25 protein-coding genes are annotated in these 16,460 nt (G+C 63.8%); 9 read left to right on the forward strand and 16 right to left on the reverse strand.

The features are described 5' to 3' along the window. Nucleotides 1–65: 65 nt before the first annotated feature. Genes AB7Z56_RS25740 through AB7Z56_RS25750 form a run of 3 tightly spaced genes read right to left on the reverse strand, consistent with a single transcriptional unit; the run spans nt 66 to nt 2,829 of the window. Complete coding sequence (locus AB7Z56_RS25740; protein WP_063983733.1) at nt 66–1,286, reverse strand: ABC transporter substrate-binding protein; 1,221 nt, start codon at nt 1,284–1,286, stop codon at nt 66–68. A 48-nt stretch (nt 1,287–1,334) separates the two neighbouring features. Then, the gene (locus AB7Z56_RS25745; RefSeq protein WP_063983734.1) at nt 1,335–2,081 is read right to left on the reverse strand and encodes an ABC transporter ATP-binding protein; all 747 of its coding nucleotides are present in this window, start codon (nt 2,079–2,081) and stop codon (nt 1,335–1,337) included. Continuing rightward, nucleotides 2,074–2,829: an ABC transporter ATP-binding protein gene (locus tag AB7Z56_RS25750; protein ID WP_063983735.1), complete on the reverse strand. Its 756-nt coding sequence runs from the start codon at nt 2,827–2,829 to the stop codon at nt 2,074–2,076. Before AB7Z56_RS25750 ends, AB7Z56_RS25745 begins: the two co-directional genes overlap by 8 nt. A 302-nt stretch (nt 2,830–3,131) precedes the next feature. Here AB7Z56_RS25750 and AB7Z56_RS25755 point away from each other — a divergent pair, with 302 nt between their 5' ends. Next, the gene (locus AB7Z56_RS25755; protein WP_063983736.1) at nt 3,132–3,824 is read left to right on the forward strand and encodes a hypothetical protein; all 693 of its coding nucleotides are present in this window, start codon (nt 3,132–3,134) and stop codon (nt 3,822–3,824) included. A gap of 23 nt (nt 3,825–3,847) precedes the next feature. Here the strand turns inward: AB7Z56_RS25755 and AB7Z56_RS25760 are convergent, their stop codons facing one another. Beyond that, nucleotides 3,848–4,201, reverse strand: a complete 354-nt coding sequence (locus AB7Z56_RS25760; protein WP_014495852.1) for an ArsC family reductase — start codon at nt 4,199–4,201, stop codon at nt 3,848–3,850. A gap of 104 nt (nt 4,202–4,305) precedes the next feature. Here AB7Z56_RS25760 and AB7Z56_RS25765 point away from each other — a divergent pair, with 104 nt between their 5' ends. The 3 genes from AB7Z56_RS25765 to AB7Z56_RS25775 all read left to right on the forward strand — a co-directional run bounded on the left by AB7Z56_RS25765 (nt 4,306) and on the right by AB7Z56_RS25775 (nt 6,308). Then, nucleotides 4,306–4,677, forward strand: coding sequence for a tRNA-binding protein (locus AB7Z56_RS25765; protein ID WP_063983737.1), 372 nt, complete (start codon nt 4,306–4,308; stop codon nt 4,675–4,677). Between the two features lie 212 nt (nt 4,678–4,889). Beyond that, complete coding sequence (locus tag AB7Z56_RS25770; protein ID WP_063983738.1) at nt 4,890–5,522, forward strand: TetR/AcrR family transcriptional regulator; 633 nt, start codon at nt 4,890–4,892, stop codon at nt 5,520–5,522. Between the two features lie 3 nt (nt 5,523–5,525). Then, a complete protein-coding gene (locus AB7Z56_RS25775; RefSeq protein WP_283018677.1) occupies nt 5,526–6,308 on the forward strand; it encodes a sulfite exporter TauE/SafE family protein in 783 nt (260 codons plus the stop codon). A gap of 2 nt (nt 6,309–6,310) precedes the next feature. Here AB7Z56_RS25775 and AB7Z56_RS25780 read toward each other — a convergent pair whose 3' ends face one another. The 8 genes from AB7Z56_RS25780 to AB7Z56_RS25815 form a co-directional block, all read right to left on the reverse strand. Then, nucleotides 6,311–7,015, reverse strand: a complete 705-nt coding sequence (locus tag AB7Z56_RS25780) for a glutathione S-transferase family protein (protein ID WP_231144874.1) — start codon at nt 7,013–7,015, stop codon at nt 6,311–6,313. Nucleotides 7,016–7,107: 92 nt separating this feature from the next. Continuing rightward, entirely contained in the window at nt 7,108–7,251 is a 144-nt protein-coding gene (locus AB7Z56_RS25785) for a hypothetical protein (protein WP_167768104.1), read from the reverse strand. Between the two features lie 118 nt (nt 7,252–7,369). Continuing rightward, nucleotides 7,370–8,035, reverse strand: a complete 666-nt coding sequence (locus AB7Z56_RS25790; RefSeq protein WP_063983740.1) for a DUF429 domain-containing protein — start codon at nt 8,033–8,035, stop codon at nt 7,370–7,372. A 28-nt stretch (nt 8,036–8,063) separates the two neighbouring features. Next, nucleotides 8,064–8,411: a carboxymuconolactone decarboxylase family protein gene (locus tag AB7Z56_RS25795; RefSeq protein WP_028157609.1), complete on the reverse strand. Its 348-nt coding sequence runs from the start codon at nt 8,409–8,411 to the stop codon at nt 8,064–8,066. Nucleotides 8,412–8,414: 3 nt separating this feature from the next. Next, nucleotides 8,415–8,936, reverse strand: a complete 522-nt coding sequence (locus tag AB7Z56_RS25800) for an RNA polymerase sigma factor (RefSeq protein WP_063983741.1) — start codon at nt 8,934–8,936, stop codon at nt 8,415–8,417. Next, nucleotides 8,933–9,100 (reverse strand): YgaP family membrane protein, encoded by a 168-nt coding sequence (locus tag AB7Z56_RS25805; RefSeq protein WP_441256835.1) that lies wholly within the window; start codon nt 9,098–9,100, stop codon nt 8,933–8,935. The genes AB7Z56_RS25800 and AB7Z56_RS25805 overlap by 4 nt, the downstream gene beginning before the upstream one ends. Beyond that, nucleotides 9,100–10,764, reverse strand: coding sequence for an acetolactate synthase large subunit (locus AB7Z56_RS25810; RefSeq protein WP_063983746.1), 1,665 nt, complete (start codon nt 10,762–10,764; stop codon nt 9,100–9,102). The genes AB7Z56_RS25805 and AB7Z56_RS25810 overlap by 1 nt, the downstream gene beginning before the upstream one ends. Nucleotides 10,765–11,014: 250 nt before the next feature. Beyond that, the gene (locus tag AB7Z56_RS25815; RefSeq protein WP_063983747.1) at nt 11,015–11,908 is read right to left on the reverse strand and encodes a LysR family transcriptional regulator; all 894 of its coding nucleotides are present in this window, start codon (nt 11,906–11,908) and stop codon (nt 11,015–11,017) included. A 117-nt stretch (nt 11,909–12,025) separates the two neighbouring features. Between AB7Z56_RS25815 and AB7Z56_RS25820 the strand changes: the two genes are divergently transcribed. After that, entirely contained in the window at nt 12,026–12,253 is a 228-nt protein-coding gene (locus AB7Z56_RS25820; protein ID WP_014495867.1) for a tautomerase family protein, read from the forward strand. Here AB7Z56_RS25820 and AB7Z56_RS25825 read toward each other — a convergent pair. From AB7Z56_RS25825 to AB7Z56_RS25835, 3 genes are all read right to left on the reverse strand, one after another. Beyond that, complete coding sequence (locus tag AB7Z56_RS25825; RefSeq protein ID WP_063983748.1) at nt 12,240–12,884, reverse strand: O-methyltransferase; 645 nt, start codon at nt 12,882–12,884, stop codon at nt 12,240–12,242. The two genes, AB7Z56_RS25820 and AB7Z56_RS25825, sit on opposite strands and share 14 nt — an antisense overlap. Nucleotides 12,885–12,903: 19 nt before the next feature. Further along, nucleotides 12,904–13,530 (reverse strand): PadR family transcriptional regulator, encoded by a 627-nt coding sequence (locus tag AB7Z56_RS25830; protein WP_063983749.1) that lies wholly within the window; start codon nt 13,528–13,530, stop codon nt 12,904–12,906. A gap of 128 nt (nt 13,531–13,658) precedes the next feature. After that, nucleotides 13,659–14,210 carry a carboxymuconolactone decarboxylase family protein gene (locus AB7Z56_RS25835; protein ID WP_063983750.1) on the reverse strand — a complete coding sequence of 184 codons (552 nt, stop codon included), beginning with the start codon at nt 14,208–14,210 and terminating at the stop codon, nt 13,659–13,661. A gap of 68 nt (nt 14,211–14,278) precedes the next feature. Between AB7Z56_RS25835 and AB7Z56_RS25840 the strand changes: the two genes are divergently transcribed. Together AB7Z56_RS25840 and AB7Z56_RS25845 are read left to right on the forward strand one after the other, a co-directional pair. Then, a complete protein-coding gene (locus AB7Z56_RS25840; protein ID WP_063983751.1) occupies nt 14,279–14,632 on the forward strand; it encodes an MmcQ/YjbR family DNA-binding protein in 354 nt (117 codons plus the stop codon). A gap of 100 nt (nt 14,633–14,732) precedes the next feature. Next, the gene (locus AB7Z56_RS25845) at nt 14,733–14,888 is read left to right on the forward strand and encodes a hypothetical protein (protein ID WP_094184234.1); all 156 of its coding nucleotides are present in this window, start codon (nt 14,733–14,735) and stop codon (nt 14,886–14,888) included. Between the two features lie 77 nt (nt 14,889–14,965). On the opposite strand, the gene AB7Z56_RS25850 is transcribed toward AB7Z56_RS25845, so the two are convergent. After that, the gene (locus tag AB7Z56_RS25850; RefSeq protein WP_063983752.1) at nt 14,966–15,436 is read right to left on the reverse strand and encodes a MarR family winged helix-turn-helix transcriptional regulator; all 471 of its coding nucleotides are present in this window, start codon (nt 15,434–15,436) and stop codon (nt 14,966–14,968) included. A 148-nt stretch (nt 15,437–15,584) separates the two neighbouring features. Between AB7Z56_RS25850 and AB7Z56_RS25855 the strand changes: the two genes are divergently transcribed. Both AB7Z56_RS25855 and AB7Z56_RS25860 read left to right on the forward strand, forming a co-directional pair. Next, nucleotides 15,585–15,986 (forward strand): Ohr family peroxiredoxin, encoded by a 402-nt coding sequence (locus AB7Z56_RS25855; RefSeq protein ID WP_063983753.1) that lies wholly within the window; start codon nt 15,585–15,587, stop codon nt 15,984–15,986. A 31-nt stretch (nt 15,987–16,017) separates the two neighbouring features. After that, nucleotides 16,018–16,431: a cupin domain-containing protein gene (locus tag AB7Z56_RS25860; protein WP_063983754.1), complete on the forward strand. Its 414-nt coding sequence runs from the start codon at nt 16,018–16,020 to the stop codon at nt 16,429–16,431. Nucleotides 16,432–16,460: the final 29 nt, after the last annotated feature.

The following is a 16,460-nucleotide window of genomic DNA, read 5'->3' on the forward strand; positions in this document are numbered from 1 at the left end:
GCACCCGGTCCCTTCGGCGTTGCCTGAAAATCGCCCGCAGGCCTGATGGCCTGCGGGCGGTTATCTTACTTCTTCAAGAGCGCGCACTTGCTCTCGGACAGCGGCGTGAAAGCCTGGTCGCCCGGCACGGTGCCGACCAGCTTGTAGAAGTCCCACGGCCCCTTGGACTCCGAGGGCTTCTTCACCTCGAACAGGTAGGCGCTGTGGATGGTGCGGCCGTTCGGCTGGATCTCGCCCTTGCCGAACAGGTCGTCCTCCGTCGGCAACGACTTCATCTTCTCGACGACCTTGACGCCGTCATGGGGATTGCCGCCGAGCGCTTCCAGCGTCTTGAGATAGTGACGCACGCCCGCATAGACGCCGGCCTGCACCATGGTGGGCGGCGCGTTGTTCTTCATCTTCTCGGAGAAGCGCTTGGAGAACGCCCGGGTCTGGTCGTTCATGTCCCAGTAGAAGGTCTCGGTGAAGTTGAGGCCCTGCGCGGTCTCGAGACCGATCGCCTTGACGTCGGTGAGGAACAGCAGCAACGCCGCGAGCTTCTGGCCACCCTTGACGATGCCGAACTCGGCCGCCTGCTTGATCGAGTTGGTGGTGTCGCCGCCGGCATTGGCAAGGCCGATGATCTTGGCCTTGGAAGCCTGTGCCTGCAGCAGGAACGAGGAGAAGTCCGGCGTGTTGAGCGGATGCTTGACGCCGCCGACCACCTTGCCGCCGTTGGCGGTGACCACGGCCGTGGTGTCGCGCTCGAGCGCCGCACCGAAGGCGTAGTCCGCGGTCAGGAAGAACCAGCTGTCGCCACCGGCCTTCACCAGCGCCTGCCCCGTGGTATGGGCCAGCATGTAGGTGTCGTAGGTCCAGTGCACCGTGTTGGGCGAGCACTGCGCGTTGGTGAGGTCCGAGGTCGCGGCGCCCGAGTTGATGTAGACGCCATTCTTTTCCTTGATGACGTTGTTGACGGCGAGCGCCACGCCGGAATTCGGCACGTCGACGATGATGTCGACCTTGTCGACGTCGAACCATTGCCGCGCGATCGCGGTGCCGATGTCGGGCTTGTTCTGGTGATCGCCGGAGATGATGTCGATCTTCCAGCCCTTCGCCGCAAGGCCGGAATCTTCGACGGCCATCTGGGCGGCGAGCGTCGAGCCGGGACCGCCGAGGTCGGCGTAGAGGCCGGACTGATCGGACAGCGCGCCGATCTTGACGGTCTTGTCCTGCGCAAAGGCTACGCCAGCCGTGGTGACGGCCAACGCCGTGCCGAGCAGAAACGACGCAATCGACTTTTTCATGCTACTTCCCTCGTGAATTTTCTCGTGGCCGTTTGACGCTTGGCCGTCTTAGACGCCGAGATAGGTGTGGAGCTTGTCCATGTTGGCGGCAAGCTCCGAATTGGAAAATCCGTCAATGATCTTGCCGTGCTCGACCACGTAGTAGCGGTCGGCGACGGTGGATGCGAACCGGAAGTTCTGCTCGACCAGGAGGATGGTAAAACCCTCCTTCTTGAGCCGTGCAATGGTGTGGCCGATCTGCTGGATAATGACAGGCGCAAGACCTTCGGTCGGCTCGTCCAGCATCAGGAAGCTCGCGCCGGTGCGCAGGATGCGCGCGATCGCGAGCATCTGCTGCTCACCGCCGGAGAGCTTGGTGCCCTGGCTGTTGAGACGTTCCTTCAGATTCGGAAACAGATCGAAGATCTGCTCGAGCGGCAATCCACCCGGGCGAACCACCGGCGGCAGCAACAAATTCTCCCGCACATCGAGACTGGAGAAAATGCCGCGTTCCTCCGGGCAGAACGCGATGCCCATCCGCGCGATCTTGTCGGAGGTCGCGCGGATGATGTCCTGGTTGTTGAACTTCACCGAGCCGGTCCGCTTGCCGATGATGCCCATGATCGACTTCAGCGTGGTCGTCTTGCCGGCGCCGTTGCGGCCGAGCAGCGTAACCACCTCGCCCGCGTTCACGTCGAAATTGATCCCGTGCAGGATGTGGGACTCGCCGTACCACGCTTCCAGGTTGCGGACCTGGAGGATGTTGCCGCCGGTTGCGGCTTTTGCGGGAGCGTCCGCGGTTGCAGTCTCACGCATGACCGGCTCCCAGATAGGCTTCCTTGACGCGCTCGTCCTTGGTGAGCTCGCTGTAATGGCCTTGCGCCAGCACCTGCCCGCGCGTCAGCACGGTGATGATGTCGGAGAGATTGGCCACGACGCTCAGATTATGCTCGACCATCAGGATGGTGTACTTCGCGGAGATGCGCTTGATCAGCGCCGCGATCTTGTCGATGTCCTCGTGGCCCATGCCGGCCATCGGCTCGTCCAGCAACATCATCTCGGGGTCGAGCGCGAGCGTCGTTGCGATCTCGAGCGCGCGCTTGCGGCCGTAGGCCATCTCGACCGCGGGCGTATTGGCAAACTCGCTGAGGCCGACATCGTTCAACAGTTCACGCGCGCGATCGTTGAAGCGGTTGAGCACGGACTTGGAGCGCCAGAAATCGAAGGAACTGCCGTGCTGGCGCTGGAGCGCGACGCGAACGTTTTCCAGCGCGGTGAGATGCGGAAATACCGCCGAGATCTGGAATGAACGGACCAGTCCAAGGCGCGCCACGTCGGCTGGCGCCATCGCCGTGATGTCCTGCCCCTTGTACAGAATTTTGCCGGCGGACGGTTTGAGGAACTTGGTCAAAAGATTGAAGCACGTCGTCTTGCCCGCCCCGTTCGGGCCGATCAACGCGTGAATGCTCCCACGGCGAACCTTGAGCGCAACGTCGCGGACGGCGAAGAAGCCCGCGAACTCCTTGGTCAAGCCTTCCGTTTCGAGAATGAACTCATCGGCCAAACAGATTTCCCCCTGCCCGCACAATACGCGTGGCTGTCCTTAGTTACTTCGGCTTTCCGGGGGCCTTGGAGCCTGTCCCGGAACGTCGCCTCCGGGCGCGGAATATGCCGGAGGTGACGGGGGTTAGGCAAGGCGGAAAGCTGAGCAGATCAGGTCTCCGGCCGGGAGGCTTATGCTCCCTTAGTCGGACGCGTTTTGATGTCGCCTGCCCGGCCTCCCGGTTCGCAAGGCACCGGTCATCAAGCCGTCGTTAACGGTCTTTCATCCCGCGCGCCAGCCTTCATAGAAAATTTTCCCGCCGCATGGATCATGCGCGGGTTTTATGCGTCGGGAATATTGTCTTGGAAATTGCCTTGGATTTTGCAAGCGCCGCTCCTTCTGTCGTCAAGTCGATCAGGCAGCGTGATCTCCTGAACACGTGGCTGCGACTTTATGCGCGCGGGCAGATGGTGCCGGCGATCTGGGAGTATCAGCCCGCGCGGCTCGAGGAAGAGCTGTCCGATCTCATCTATTATACCGTCGACATCTCGGCGCCGACGCCGCGCCTCATCATCCAGAGCGAGGGCACGCGCATCTCGCGCGCCTATGGACAGACCGGCAAAGGCGTTCTGCTCGACGACTATATCGGGCCGCGCCTCGCACCCTTCGTGATGCCGATCTATTATGAATGTGTGGCGCGCGGCCTTCCGGTCTACAGCGTGGCCGACGTCGACGACATCTATGGCCGCGTGGTTGCCTATGAACGGCTGCTGCTGCCGTTCCAGACCGACGGCAAGGTCTGCCACGTCATCGCCTCGCTCAAGACGTTCTGCGAGGACGGCGGCTTCGAGATCAAGAATCTGATGCGCGGAAATGACGCGCTGCCGCGCCCGAAACTGCGCGCGGTGATCGACCGCGATCTCTTCCATCGCGCCCCCGGCCGGATCGCCGCCGCCGACGTCGTCGAGTTCGCCGATCAGCCGGGCGTCACCACCGAAATCGTCGAGCTGAACTAGGGTCAGCGCGATTTCGCGCCGACTTACTTGGCCTTGACTTCCTTGGCATAGATATCCGGCTTGAAGCCGACCAGAAGCTTGCCGCCGACTTCGAGCACCGGCCGCTTGATCATCGATGGTTGCGCTAGCATCAGCGCCAGCGCCTTCTTCTCGGTGAGGCCTTCCTTGTCGGAATCCGGCAGCTTCTTGAAGGTCGTGCCGGCGCGATTGAGCAGCGTCTCCCAGCCAGCCTTGTCGCTCCACTGCTTGAGCTTGTCCTTCTCGACGCCCGCCGCCTTGTAGTCGTGGAACTCGTAGGCGACGCCATGGGTGTCGAGCCAGGCGCGCGCCTTCTTCATGGTGTCGCAGTTCTTGATGCCGTAGATGATGTTGGGCAAGACCTTCCTCGCGCATGCGTCGTTGGATGACTGCAGCGTTGTACGAAACTCCGGTTCGCGCGACAACATCGCGAACGAACCTCGCTCTCCGAACGGATACATCAATGCACGTCACTCACGATCCCGCCGCGGCCGTGTCGCCAACCATCGACTTCAACAGCTTCCTCGCGGTCGATATCCGCGTCGGCACCATCGTCGATGCAAAACCGTTCCCGGAGGCACGCAAGCCGGCCTGGCGGCTGTGGATCGACTTCGGTCCCGCGATCGGCGTGCGCAAGAGCTCGGCCCGGATCACCGAAAATCATCCGCTCGAGACGCTGGTGGGGCAGCAGGTCGCGGCCGTCGTGAACTTCCCGCCGCGACAGATCGGCCCGGTCGTCTCCGAGGTGTTGACGCTCGGCTTCCCCGATGCCGAGGGCAAGGTCGTGCTGGTGCAGCCGAGCAAGCCTGTGCCGAACGGCGGACGGCTGTTCTAGCCGCGCGATCGCCGGCCGGGCCGCCGCACCTCAGCCACGGCCCCGGCAACGGTTTGATCCTCCTGTTTCCGGACCGTCTGGACTTGACCAAGATCGCCTTTGATAATAAAAATGACTGACTGATCGTTTTTTATTAATACCCGGCTTCATAGGTGCCGCATCAGGCAAACGCTCAAAACGACCGATCTGTCAGTTATTTATGGACGGCCAAAATGCCCAAGATCAGCGACAAGCAACGCGAAGGTAGGCGGCAGCAGATCCTCGAAGCGGCCCTTGCCTGCTTCGCCGAGCAAGGCTTTCATCAGACCGGCATGGCCGACATCGTCAAACGGTCGGGCTTGAGCCACGGCGCGGTCTATCTCTACTTCCAGAGCAAGGACGATTTGATCGAGGCGCTCGCCGACGACCGGCATCGTCGCGAGGCCGTGCTCAACTCGGTGGCGCAGGGATCGGGTGATCCGATCGAAGGACTCCACGCGCTGATCCGCGTCTACGCGCAATGGCTCACCGATCCCGCCGGCGAAGCGCGGCGTCGCGTCGGCATTCACGGCTGGGCGGAGGCCCTGCGCAATCGCCGCGTCCGCACCAGCGTCGTCGAAGGCATCGACATGCCGCGCGCGCTGATCGTGGCGCTGGTCGAGCGCGGGCAGCATGACGGCCTGATCAAGCGCGACCTCGGCGCCGACGCGGTCGCACGCGTGCTCATCGCGATCTTCCAGGGCTTCGTGCTGCAGAAATGCTGGGGCGAGGATTTTGACGTCGAGGCCTGCATGGCGGCCGTCGGCGGCGTGATCGAGGGATTTCGCACGACCAAGCCTGACATCAAGCGACGGACCAGGACGTAAGCGATGTCCTGGATTCACGATCTCCTCGCAGGCATTGGCGTCGGTCTCGTCGGCGGACTGACATCGGGCTTCATGGGTACGAGCCCGGGCGGCGGGCTTGTCGTCTTCACCGTGCTGCTGCTCGGCGCGGAGCAGCATGTCGCCCAGGGGACGTCGCTGATCACGCAGGTCCCGCCCACTGGCCTCGCCGGCGTGCGCCGCTACTGGCAGAGCGGCAATCGCAGCCCGCTGCAATGGATCGCCTGGATCGGCCTCGGATTTCTCGTCGGCGGTGCGGGCGGCGGTTACGCCGCGGCGGCGGTCTCCGACTCGGTGCTGCAATGGACCTACGTCGTCTATCTCGTCGCGCTGATCGCCCTTCTGATCCTGCGCCGCGACCGCAAGGACGGGAGCCACGCGGCCGTTGACCGAGACGTACTGCCTTGGCTCCCCCTGCTCCTCATCGGCGCGCTTGCCGGGTTTTCCTCCGGCTTCATGGGCATCGGCGGCGGGCTCGCGATCACCGTCGGCCTCGCCGCGGGCCTACGCGTCCCGCAGCACCAGGCGCAACTCGTCAGCCTCATCTTCTCGGTCATCCCGACCAACATTCCGGCGGCCTGGATCTACTGGAGCAAGGGGCTCATGGTCGGCTGGCCGGCGATCGTCGGGATTCTCGCCGGCCTCTGGATCGGCACCGATCTCGGCGCACGCGCGGCCAACGGCGTCAGCAAAGCGGTGCTGCACAGGGGCATGATCGCCCTCATCTCGGTGATGGCGCTCTACATGACGCATAAGGCGCTGACCTGATTCTACGGCCGCTTCGGAATGTTCAGCCCGCGCTGCACGGCAGGACGCGCCAGCCCCCGTTCGAGCCAGGCACCGACCGACTTGAACTGGCTGAATTCGACGAGATCGCCGGCGCCGTAGAAACCGATGAGATTGCGCACCCAGCCGAGCATGGAGATATCGGCGATGGTGTAGTCGTCATCCATGAACCACTGCCGGCCGGAAAGATGCGTCTCCATCACGCCGAGCAGACGCTTGGCCTCGCTGACATAGCGGTCGAGCGGCCGCTTGTCCTCGAAATCCTTGCCGGCGAATTTGTGGAAGAAGCCGACCTGGCCGAACATCGGCCCGATGCCGCCCATCTGGAAATGCACCCACTGGATGGCCTGGTAGCGGCGCGCGGCGTCCTCCGGCAGAAGCTTGCCGGTCTTCTCGGCGAGGTATTGCAGGATCGCCCCGGACTCGAACAGCGGCAGCGGCCGGCCGCCCGGACCGTTGGGATCGAGGATCGCCGGAATCTTGCCGTTCGGATTGAGTGAGAGGAATTCCGCCGTCTTCTGGTCGTCCTTGCCGAAGTCGACGAGGTGGACCTCGTAAGGCAGACCGATCTCTTCCAGCATGATCGACACCTTGACGCCGTTCGGCGTCGGCAGCGAATAAAGCTGAAGCAACTCCGGATGCCTGGCAGGCCAGCGCTTGGTGATGGGAAAGGCGGACAGATCAGGCATCGGGACCCCGGCTTCGTTCGTGAGATGCCGCCTAATCTAGGCGAGCCGTCGAACGGCGCAAGGCCGAGCAGTGATCATGCATCGAAGCCGGACTACAGGGGCCGCAGCAGATGCCTGGCGGCGTACGCGATATCGCGCTGCGCGCGTTGCTCGATGAAGAGCTGCCCGGTGACGAGCAGCGTTCCGGTGAAAATGAGCGCGAGCATCGCGGTCGCGAACTGACTGGCATCCTTCATCGCACGAGCTTCTCCGTCATCGGTTCGCACGGGGAACGCGGGCCGACCGTCGACAGTTCCTGCACGCCTCAAACAAATTGCCACTTTATCCCGAATCGAGGCGCGCGAGGCCGCGACCTCAATAATTGATCTCCATCCGCAGTCCGCGCGGATCGACCTCTTCGCCGCCGACACGCTGTGTGCTGTCGCGGGCCGCGACCGCGCAGGCACAGGCATCGATGAGATCGTCGCGGCCGATGCCGGTGCCATGACGCTGCGTCAGCCATGTCTCCAGGCGCGTGAAGCCGCGTTGCGCCAGCAGCGCGATGCGCTGCTCACGACCTTGCGCCGACGTCTTCTTCGGAAGAAGGACGCACCCTGCCAGATTCCAGAAAATCAATTCCGGATGCGCTTCGCCAATTGTCGCCTGGCGCACCGGCGTCATGATCTCGTCGACGTCCCTGATCTTCTCCCTGATGTTCCAGAGCTGCGCCGACACGCCCCTGCCCTTGCCTTCCCGCTCCCAATAGTGGCGATTGGCCGTCGCCATGTCGGGAAATGTCCAGAGATCGCGGCGCGCGCCAAGAAACACGGCAGGGCCGACCAGCTCGCGTGCACGCAAGTCGCAGGCTCGATAGCCGCTTGGCTTCAATCCGATCGGCATGTCGATCATCGCACGCGCATGCGGCATCGCAAGCAAGCGCGTCAGGCCCGGCGAATAATCAAAGCCATGATCGCCGCGCTCGTCGATCCAGGCTGCGACCCAGCCGAAGCGAAATCCATCGAGACCGAGATAGTTTGGCAAATCATGCGTCCCGACGTCGACAAGACATCTATGCTTCTCCCTCGTCTCGATGGCGCTCGAACAAGCGCTGCGCCAGCAGCGCATGGCCGAGCGTACCCCCGGCGCGCACGGCCGCGGCGATCAATGCCGCTTCGGCGACTTCCTCCCGCGTCGCGCCGGCTTTCGCTGCCTGCGCCGTATGCACGTCCAGGCAATAGGCACATTGCGTGGTGAGCGCGACCGCGAGCGAGATCAGCTCGCGATATTTCGGCGGGATCAATCCGTCCTTGCGCTCGACCGCGTGGTTGAACGCAAGGAACGCGTTGGCCTCGACCGGCGCGAGCGCCACGAAAGCCGGGACAGACTTCAGATCGTCAGGCGTTTGATAATCGGTCATGTCTCACCTCGTCAGATATTCGCGCATCAAGGCGCGGGCGCGATGCAGGCGCGCCTTCACAGTCTGCCTGGACGCTCCGAGCGCGGCGGCGATTTCGTCGATGGTCATTTCCTTGACGTCCCGCATCAGCGCGACATCGCGATAATGCGCCGGCAACGCTTCGAACGCAGCCGCCACGTCAAGACGCAAATCCGCTTCGGAGCGCGACAGCAGCAGGGCCTCCGCCTCGCCGTCGTCGATCGATGGCGCAAGCCCCGCCTTGCGCGCGAGCCGCAGACATTCGCGGCGGACCACGCTGAACAGCCACGCGGAAAAGGCGACGAGCGAGCGGATCGTGCCGACATGGCGGAACAGGATCCACATCGCCTCCTGGGTTGCATCCTCGGCATCCGCCGAGCTGCGGCAGGTGGCGCGTGCGTAGCGGCGGATATCCGGCTGCGCCGTCTCGAGCAGAGACGCGATCGCCTGGGGATCGCCGAGCCGGGCCGCCTCGAACAGGCTTGACGAGATCGCCGCCGCACTCACGACACGCCTCCTCGTCCGATCCCGGCCATCGCGCACATCGGGCAATAGCCGACGAGCCCCGTCAGTGCGAAGCCTGCGCCACCGAGCGCCACCAGCCACGCCGCGACGCCGGTGAGAAAAACGAATGCGGCAATCGCAACCGCAATCGAGAGCATCGACCACATCACGCTTTCGCCTTCTCATGCGCCCGCAGCTCGTCGACCAGCACGCGCACATTCTCCGAATAGTCGATCGGGATCACGACCAGATGCACGCCGCCCTCCTTGAAGGCCGCATCGAGCGTCGGGCCGAAGCTGTCGATGCTCTCGATGCGATGTCCTTTGGCACCGTAGGCCTTCGCGTAAAGGACGAAATCGGGATTGCCAAAGGTCATGCCGTAATCGGCGAAGTGATCGACGGCCTGCTTCCAGCGGATCATGCCGTAGGCGTTGTCCTCGAGCACCAGCACGACCAAATTGAGCTTGAGGCGGACGGCGGTCTCCATCTCCTGGCTGTTCATCATGAAGCCGCCGTCGCCGGCAACCGCGAGCACGCGGCGCTCGGGATAGAGCATCGCGGCCATCATGGCCGACGGCAGACCGGCGCCCATCGTCGCCAGCGCATTGTCGAGCAGCAGCGTGTTGGCGACGCGGGTTCGGTAGTTGCGCGCGAACCAGATCTTGTACATGCCGTTGTCGAGCGCGACGATGCCATTCTCCGGGATCACCTGGCGGATGTCGTGCACGATGCGCTGCGGTGTCGGCGGCCAGCGGGCCTCGGTGGCGCGGTCGGCGATGTGCGTGAGGATCCCCTCGCGCAACGGCAACAGCGCCGCCGCCTGCGGCAGCTTGCCTTCGAGCCGGTCGGCGAGCAGCTCCAGGCTCGGGCCGACGTCGCCGACGACCTCGGCATCGGGGAAATAGACCAGCTCGACGCTGGCCGGCGTGTAGCTGACGTGAATGACCTTCGGTCCCGACGGCCCCATGATGAAGGGCGGCTTCTCGATCGGGTCATGGCCGATCGCCACGATCAGATCGGCTGCGTCGATCGCGTCGTGGACATAGTCGCGCTCTGATAGCGCCGCCGTGCCCATGTAGAGATTGGTGCCGCCGGGCACCGTGCCCTTTCCCATCTGTGTCGTGAAAAACGGAATGCCGGTTCGCCGCACGAAGCTGGCGATGCCGTGGGTCGAGCGCGGCCGGCTGGTCGCAGCTCCCATCATCACCAATGGACGTCTTGCGGCCAGGATCATCTCGGCCGCACGGTCGAGCGCGGCGCGATGGGCCACCGGAATTTCAATCGGATGGACCGGGATCACGGGGACGGCGGGCACTTCGTCGCCCGCGATGTCCTCGGGCAGCTCGAGATGCACCGGCCCCGGCCGTTCCTCCATCGCCACGCGAAAGGCATCGCGCACCACGGTCGGAATGCTGGAGGCGCTGATGATCTGCCGAGAGAGCTTCGTCAGCGGCTTCATGGTCGCAACCACGTCCACGATCTGAAAGCGCGCCTGCCGGCTGCTCATGATCGGCTTCTGGCCGGTGATCAAGATCATCGGCATCGCGCCGAGATGGGCATAGGCGGCGCCCGTGGACAGGTTGAGCGCGCCCGGGCCGAGCGTTGAGAGACACACTCCCGGCCTGCCGGTCAGCCGACCGTGCGTGGCGGCCATGAAGGCCGCGGCCTGCTCGTGACGGGTCAGGACCAGCTCGATCTTGGAGGTGCGCAGCGATTCGACCAGGTCGAGATTTTCCTCCCCGGGGATACCGAAGATGCGATCGACGCCCTCGTTCTCCAGCGCCGCCACAAACAGGTCCGATCCTTTTGCCTTGCGTTCCTGCCCGCTCATGTCGCCTCCGCTCGCTGTGCGTCCCGTGGTCGGGAGCGGTCACATGGTAGCGGCTCGTGGCGCAGGCACAACTCACAAAGAGGCGGGCGATTGTTCCAACATCGTCAATACGATCGCAGCGAAGCAATCCAGAATCTTTCCGCGGAATTTCTGGAATTGCTCCGCCGCGCTCGCAACGACGCCGTTTCCGAATTCCGGTAGAGCGGATTGACCGACTGTTCGGACATTTTGCCTGTCGGGCTACGAAGCTCTACAGCTTCGCCTCGGCAAAGATGCCTGATATCCAGTCGAGGAAGACGCGCAGGCGGAGCGCGAGCTGGCGGTTTTGCGGATAGAGCGCGGAGAGCGGCGTCGGCGACGGTGGATAGCCTGCCAGCACCTCGACCAGCGCACCGCTGGCGAGATCCGCTGCGAAGCGATAGCGGGGCGCCTGCGTGAGGCCGAAGCCGAGCCGCGCGAGATCGGCCATGGTGTCGGAATTGTTGACGCGAACCCTGCTTGGCAGCACGACATTGCGCAGCCCGCCGGCGATAGAAAACTCCAGCGGCAAAACATCGCCGGTGCGCGATGAGATGAACGCGACCATCTGATGGCCGTCGAGCGTATCAGGCGTCGCGGGCAAGCCGTGGCTGGCGAGATAGCCCGGGCTCGCCACCGTGATTTCCTCGACCGTCCCGAGACGGCGCAAAATCATCCCGCTGTCCTCGGGCTCTCCCGACCGGATCGCGCAATCGATGCCCTCGCGCACGAGATCGACCAGCCGATCGCCCTGCCCGATCTGCAAGTCGAGTTGCGGATGGCGCGCCAGGAATTCCGGCAGGTGCGGCAAGATGAAGGTGCGGGTCAGCAAAGGATGTGCGTCGATGCGCAGCAAGCCACGCGGTCGCGCATCGCGCATCGTGGTTTCGGCTTCCTCGACCTCCGCGAGGATGGCGACGCAGCGGCGGTAATAGTCCTCGCCGTCGAGCGTCGGCGTGACATGCCGTGTCGTCCGTTCGAGCAGGCGCGCGCCCAGCCGCGCCTCGAGCCCGCGCAAAACCTCGCTCGCCGTCGAGCGGGGAATGCCGAGGTCGGCAGCCGCAGCCGTAAAGCTCTGCCGTTCGACGAGGCGGACGAACAGGCGCATGGCGTCAAACCGGTCCATAGCCGATTGTTCACCACAGCCGACAAGTGATGACAAGTTTTTCGCGATTATCCGGTCGCGGCGATCGGGCATTCTCGAACAGGAGCAACCACACCCCATCACACGGAGAGACCCATCATGCCTTTCGCCAATATCAAGATCCCCCAGGCCGCCTTATCGCGGGCGCAGAAGGCGGAGATCGTGCACAACCTCACCGCGCTGTTCGCGCACTATTTCGGCGAAGCGGCGCGGACGCACACCATGGTGCTGATCGAGGAAGTGCCTGATGGCGGTTATGGCCGCGCCGACGAGGTGTTCGTGGTTCCCGACGCCTATCGCGCAAGCGACGCCGCTACCTCACCTTGAGGCTGAGCTCGGTGCCGCCCTTGAGCGGCAGCGTCATCGATACGAAGCCGTTGTCGGGATCGCGGATGAAATCGAGATAGTCGGGCTCGGCATTGTCGTTCATGACGTAGCCGCCGACGCGCAGCTGCGGCGCGACGATCCCGATCACCTCGCGCGCCAGCGAGGGACCGCTCTCACCCGGCCAGCCGTCGATCAGAACGAAGTCGACGGGACCGCCGAGATCGCGCAAGGTTTTTCGCGCATCGCCCTCGCGGATCTCGGCGTAGTCGGCAAGGCCGGCCTCGGCGAGATTGCGTTTGGCGGTCTCGACCTTGGCCGGCACGATCTCCGAGCCGATCACGGTGCCGCCGCCATTGTCGCGGATAGCGGCCGCGAAATAGAGCGTGGACATGCCGACCGAGGTGGCGAACTCGGCCATGCGCGTAGCACGCAAGCCACGGCACAGCAGATAGATCAGTTCGCCCTGCTCGGAATGAATCGAAAAGCCCTGCTCGGCATAGGCGTGGGGATCACGGCTGTTGAAGGAACCGCGCGGCCCGCCGCCGGCCGGCCGCTGCCGCGCGCCTTGGAGGCGCGCGAGGACGGCGTTGACGCGTGGGTCTTGAATCGGGCTGTAGGGCCGATCATTCATGTGTTGCTTCGCCTCTCAGTTATTTGCCGAGGATTTCCGCGGCGGCACGATCCAGGATCGCCGCGATGCGGCGCGCCTCGGCGGGGTCGCTGCCAAGCCTGGAACGCAGCGCGCGCTTGAGGTTGTGGCGGGCACGGTGCAATTCGTCGGAGGCGTCGGCATCGAGATCGCTGACGCCAGCAAAGGCCTCGCGCACCTCGTCCATGCGGCGACCGATCCGCGACAACGCTTGCAGGATTGCATCCGCAGTGGCGCGGTTCTCGGCGAGATGCGCCTCGCCCTGCGGCGTGATGCTGTAGAGCTTTCGACCGCCATCCTGCTCGACGCTGCTGTGGCCGACCTCTTCCAGATAAGTCAGCGCCGGATAAATCACGCCCGGGCTCGGCGTGTAGAAGCCGTCGGACCGCTCCTCGATAATCTTGATCAGCTCGTATCCATGAGCCGGCTTTTCGGCGAGCAACGCCAGGATCACGAGTTGGAGGTCCTGCGAGGACAGCCGCCTTGCGCCGGGGAAATCGCCCCCCGGGCCGCGCCCGAAGAAGCCATGCCCGCCGCGGCCGAAGCGCCGTCCGCCGCCGTGCCGGCCCATGACGAAATGAGCGAAATGCCCAAAATGGAAGTCTTTGTGGTCTCGTCCGTGGTGCATATCGTACGCCCTTTTGTAAAACATATCTTACGATATAGTTTGCGATAGACAGTCCACAACCCACGAATCTGTGATCGGGCGCCTTGGCGCCGGTCCCGGCTCGGGGGACCGGCACCGCCGGGGGCCGATTACTCCGCGGCTTCGCTGTGGGGAACGCCCTGCTCGACCTCGAGCTGAAAGATGTCGTTGAAGCGGTTGAAGGCACCGCAGAGCGCGATGCGCCAGGTCAGCTCGACGATCTGGGCTTCCGAGAAATGCGCGCGCAGGCGGGCGAATATCTCGTCGCGGGTCTTGTTCCAGTTGTTGGTGACGGCGATGGAATATTCGACGACGAGCTTGTCGAGCTCATCGAGCTCGGGATGGTCTTTGTAATCGACGAGGCGCGCGGCGCCCTCCTCAGACACGCCCTGCACCGCCAGCTTTGGTGCGTGGTGCGAGACGCAATAGTCGCATTTGTTCAGCAGCGAGACCGTGACCAGCGCGAGCTCCAGATGGCGCTTCGAGACATTGCCTTCTTCAGCAAGATCGACCAGCAGCGACCACATATGCTTGAAGATCGGCAGGCGGTGGGCCATGACACCGGCCTGGTTCTCGAACGCGCCGTAGGTCGTCATCTTGTCCCACAACGGCCTCAGCGCCTCCGGCAGATCGTCCCTGGTCTTGATCGAAACGCGCGACATGGCAATTCATCCCTGGTTGGAAGACGCATGTTGCCATAACGGCGGGCCTTCGTCTCAAGTGCGAGCGCATGACACCCAAGACATTCGAAGCCCGCTGCCTGCGCCTGGCCGCGGCCACCAAGGTGGTGCAGTGGGAAGGCACCTCCGTGTTCAAGGTCGGCGGGAAGATGTTCGCGCTCGGCGGCGGCTTTGCCGCGGGCTCCGGCGGCTACATGTTCAAGGTCTCGGACATGGCCTATGCGATGCTGATCGAGCATGGCGTGGCACGACCGGCGCCTTATCTGGCGCGCGCCAAATGGGTGCAGCTCACCAGCAACAACGCACTTCCCGATGCGGAACTCACCGCCTATCTGGCGCAGGCCCATGCCCTGATCGTCGCAAAGCTCACGCGCAAATCGCGCAAGGCGCTCGGGCTGGACTAAGCACTCTCCACAACGTGATGCGCTGATCATCGTACTCCCATTGGACTTTTGTTGCACCGCACCTAGCTCGAAGCAAAGCCCATTCGAGATGGAGTGCTCCATGAGTAAGCCCAACACCACTGCAGCCAACACTTATCGCTATGAACTCGTGCATGATGATGATGACGCCGATTTCGTCGCTTACCAGCGCCGTCGCGAAGACGGGTTCTGGCAGACTTTTGCGACCTGGATGATTCCGCGCACGGTCTGCAACTAGAGCCGCGCGCTTTTCCTCGTACTTGTATCGGAGGCGGACGCCGCCTCCGACTTTCCCAGCGGGAAGGCGCTGCCCGCTCAGCGTTTCTTCTCTCCGGCCGCCTGGGTCGCGCGCAGCAGGTTGTCGCGCAGCCGGCTCACCGTCTTCTGCACCACCGGAAAATCGTCGCCGAGGCCGGTCGCCTCGATCACGGAGTTGCCGAGATCCTGTTCGATCAGCTTTCGGCCGGCCGGCGTCAGGCTCACGCGCACCTGCCGCTCGTCGGCGGGATCGCGGTGGCGCTTGATGTAACCGATCTGCTCGAGCTTCTTCAGGATCGGCGTCAGCGTGTTGGATTCCAGGAACAGCTTGTCGCCGAGCGCGCTGACGGTCTGCTCGTCTTCGTCCAACAGCGCCACCATGGCGATGTACTGGGTGTAGGTCAGTCCCACCTTGTCGAGCAGTGGCTTGTAGGCGCGGCCGAAGGCCAGATTGGCCGAATAGACGGCGAAGCACAGGAAATTCGACAGTTTTCGGCCTTTGCCGGCAGCTTTGGCGGGACGGGACACGTGAACCTCCGCAATTCGTGATCTCCGCGTCAATATAAATCGCATCCGATTAAATCGGAAGAGCTTGACCGGACAGAGCGACGGGTTTATTTCAACGCGCATCCGATTAGATCGGACACGATCTACATCGAACCCGAAAGGATGCGCCATGACCACCGCTGCAAAGCTTCTCTTCACCGGCAAGACCCACGTCACCTCCGGCCCCGACGGCGCCGCGCACGCGAACGACGGCTCTCTCGATATCAAGCTGGCCCAGCCGCACCCGGCCGCCGAGAACCTGTTCGCTGCCGCCTGGTCGGCCTGCTACCTCGGCGCGCTCGGCCTCGCCGCCGCCCAACGCAAGGTCAAGTTGCCGAGCGAGCCGTCGGTCGACACAACGATCGACCTGAGCAACGCCAATGACGCCTTCTTTCTGCGGGCCCGTCTCGACGTCAGCGTTCCCGGCGTCGATCGCTCGGTCGCCCAGGAGCTGATCGAGACGGCGCACGGCATCTGCCCCTACTCCAAGGCTGTCCACGGCAACATCGAGGTGACCACCACCCTCGTTTGACCCGCCATCAAGCGAACATCAGGAGTCGACCATGAGCCCCTATCCATTACGAACCCTGCGCATGCTTGCGAGCGCCGCCGTGCTCGCCACCAACCTTCTCACCCTGCCGGCGGCAGCCCAGCCGGCCGGCGTCACGCGCACCGACCTCCAGCACCATGATCTCAGCGCGCCCGGTCGCGAGGCGGTCCAGGTCCGCGTCGACCTCGCGCCCGGAGTTGCGTTCGGCCGGCACACTCATCCAGGCGAGGAGATTATCTATGTGCTGATAGGCGCCATCGAATACGACGTCGAGGGCAAGCCGCCAGTGACGCTGAAGGCAGGCGACGTGCTGTTCATTCCAGCGGGAGCGGTTCATGCGGCGAAGAACGTCGGCCCGGACACCGCGAGCGAGCTTGCAACCTATGTCGTCGCCAAGGACAAGCCGCTGCTGACGCTGGTGAAGTGAGACCGGCCGTCTCGATTGACCCGCACACA

The organism is Bradyrhizobium sp. 482_C4_N1_8 (assembly GCF_052075965.1).
Lineage (GTDB): Bacteria > Pseudomonadota > Alphaproteobacteria > Rhizobiales > Xanthobacteraceae > Bradyrhizobium > Bradyrhizobium barranii.

Excerpts from the sequence above, each read along its gene's own strand:
- AB7Z56_RS25765 (WP_063983737.1), top strand. The coding sequence starts at position 4,306 with ATGCACGTCACTCACGATCCCGCCGCGGCCGTGTCGCCAACCATCGAC.
- AB7Z56_RS25745 (WP_063983734.1), bottom strand. The coding sequence starts at position 2,081 with ATGCGTGAGACTGCAACCGCGGACGCTCCCGCAAAAGCCGCAACCGGC.
- AB7Z56_RS25835 (WP_063983750.1), bottom strand. The coding sequence starts at position 14,210 with ATGTCGCGCGTTTCGATCAAGACCAGGGACGATCTGCCGGAGGCGCTG.
- AB7Z56_RS25805 (WP_441256835.1), bottom strand. The coding sequence starts at position 9,100 with ATGTGGTCGATGCTCTCGATTGCGGTTGCGATTGCCGCATTCGTTTTT.
- AB7Z56_RS25785 (WP_167768104.1), bottom strand. The coding sequence starts at position 7,251 with ATGAAGGATGCCAGTCAGTTCGCGACCGCGATGCTCGCGCTCATTTTC.
- AB7Z56_RS25740 (WP_063983733.1), bottom strand. The coding sequence starts at position 1,286 with ATGAAAAAGTCGATTGCGTCGTTTCTGCTCGGCACGGCGTTGGCCGTC.
- AB7Z56_RS25780 (WP_231144874.1), bottom strand. The coding sequence starts at position 7,015 with ATGCCTGATCTGTCCGCCTTTCCCATCACCAAGCGCTGGCCTGCCAGG.
- AB7Z56_RS25775 (WP_283018677.1), top strand. The coding sequence starts at position 5,526 with ATGTCCTGGATTCACGATCTCCTCGCAGGCATTGGCGTCGGTCTCGTC.
- AB7Z56_RS25840 (WP_063983751.1), top strand. The coding sequence starts at position 14,279 with ATGACACCCAAGACATTCGAAGCCCGCTGCCTGCGCCTGGCCGCGGCC.
- AB7Z56_RS25855 (WP_063983753.1), top strand. The coding sequence starts at position 15,585 with ATGACCACCGCTGCAAAGCTTCTCTTCACCGGCAAGACCCACGTCACC.
- AB7Z56_RS25860 (WP_063983754.1), top strand. The coding sequence starts at position 16,018 with ATGAGCCCCTATCCATTACGAACCCTGCGCATGCTTGCGAGCGCCGCC.
- AB7Z56_RS25845 (WP_094184234.1), top strand. The coding sequence starts at position 14,733 with ATGAGTAAGCCCAACACCACTGCAGCCAACACTTATCGCTATGAACTC.
- AB7Z56_RS25795 (WP_028157609.1), bottom strand. The coding sequence starts at position 8,411 with ATGACCGATTATCAAACGCCTGACGATCTGAAGTCTGTCCCGGCTTTC.
- AB7Z56_RS25770 (WP_063983738.1), top strand. The coding sequence starts at position 4,890 with ATGCCCAAGATCAGCGACAAGCAACGCGAAGGTAGGCGGCAGCAGATC.
- AB7Z56_RS25815 (WP_063983747.1), bottom strand. The coding sequence starts at position 11,908 with ATGGACCGGTTTGACGCCATGCGCCTGTTCGTCCGCCTCGTCGAACGG.
- AB7Z56_RS25810 (WP_063983746.1), bottom strand. The coding sequence starts at position 10,764 with ATGAGCGGGCAGGAACGCAAGGCAAAAGGATCGGACCTGTTTGTGGCG.
- AB7Z56_RS25755 (WP_063983736.1), top strand. The coding sequence starts at position 3,132 with ATGGATCATGCGCGGGTTTTATGCGTCGGGAATATTGTCTTGGAAATT.
- AB7Z56_RS25830 (WP_063983749.1), bottom strand. The coding sequence starts at position 13,530 with ATGCACCACGGACGAGACCACAAAGACTTCCATTTTGGGCATTTCGCT.
- AB7Z56_RS25820 (WP_014495867.1), top strand. The coding sequence starts at position 12,026 with ATGCCTTTCGCCAATATCAAGATCCCCCAGGCCGCCTTATCGCGGGCG.
- AB7Z56_RS25825 (WP_063983748.1), bottom strand. The coding sequence starts at position 12,884 with ATGAATGATCGGCCCTACAGCCCGATTCAAGACCCACGCGTCAACGCC.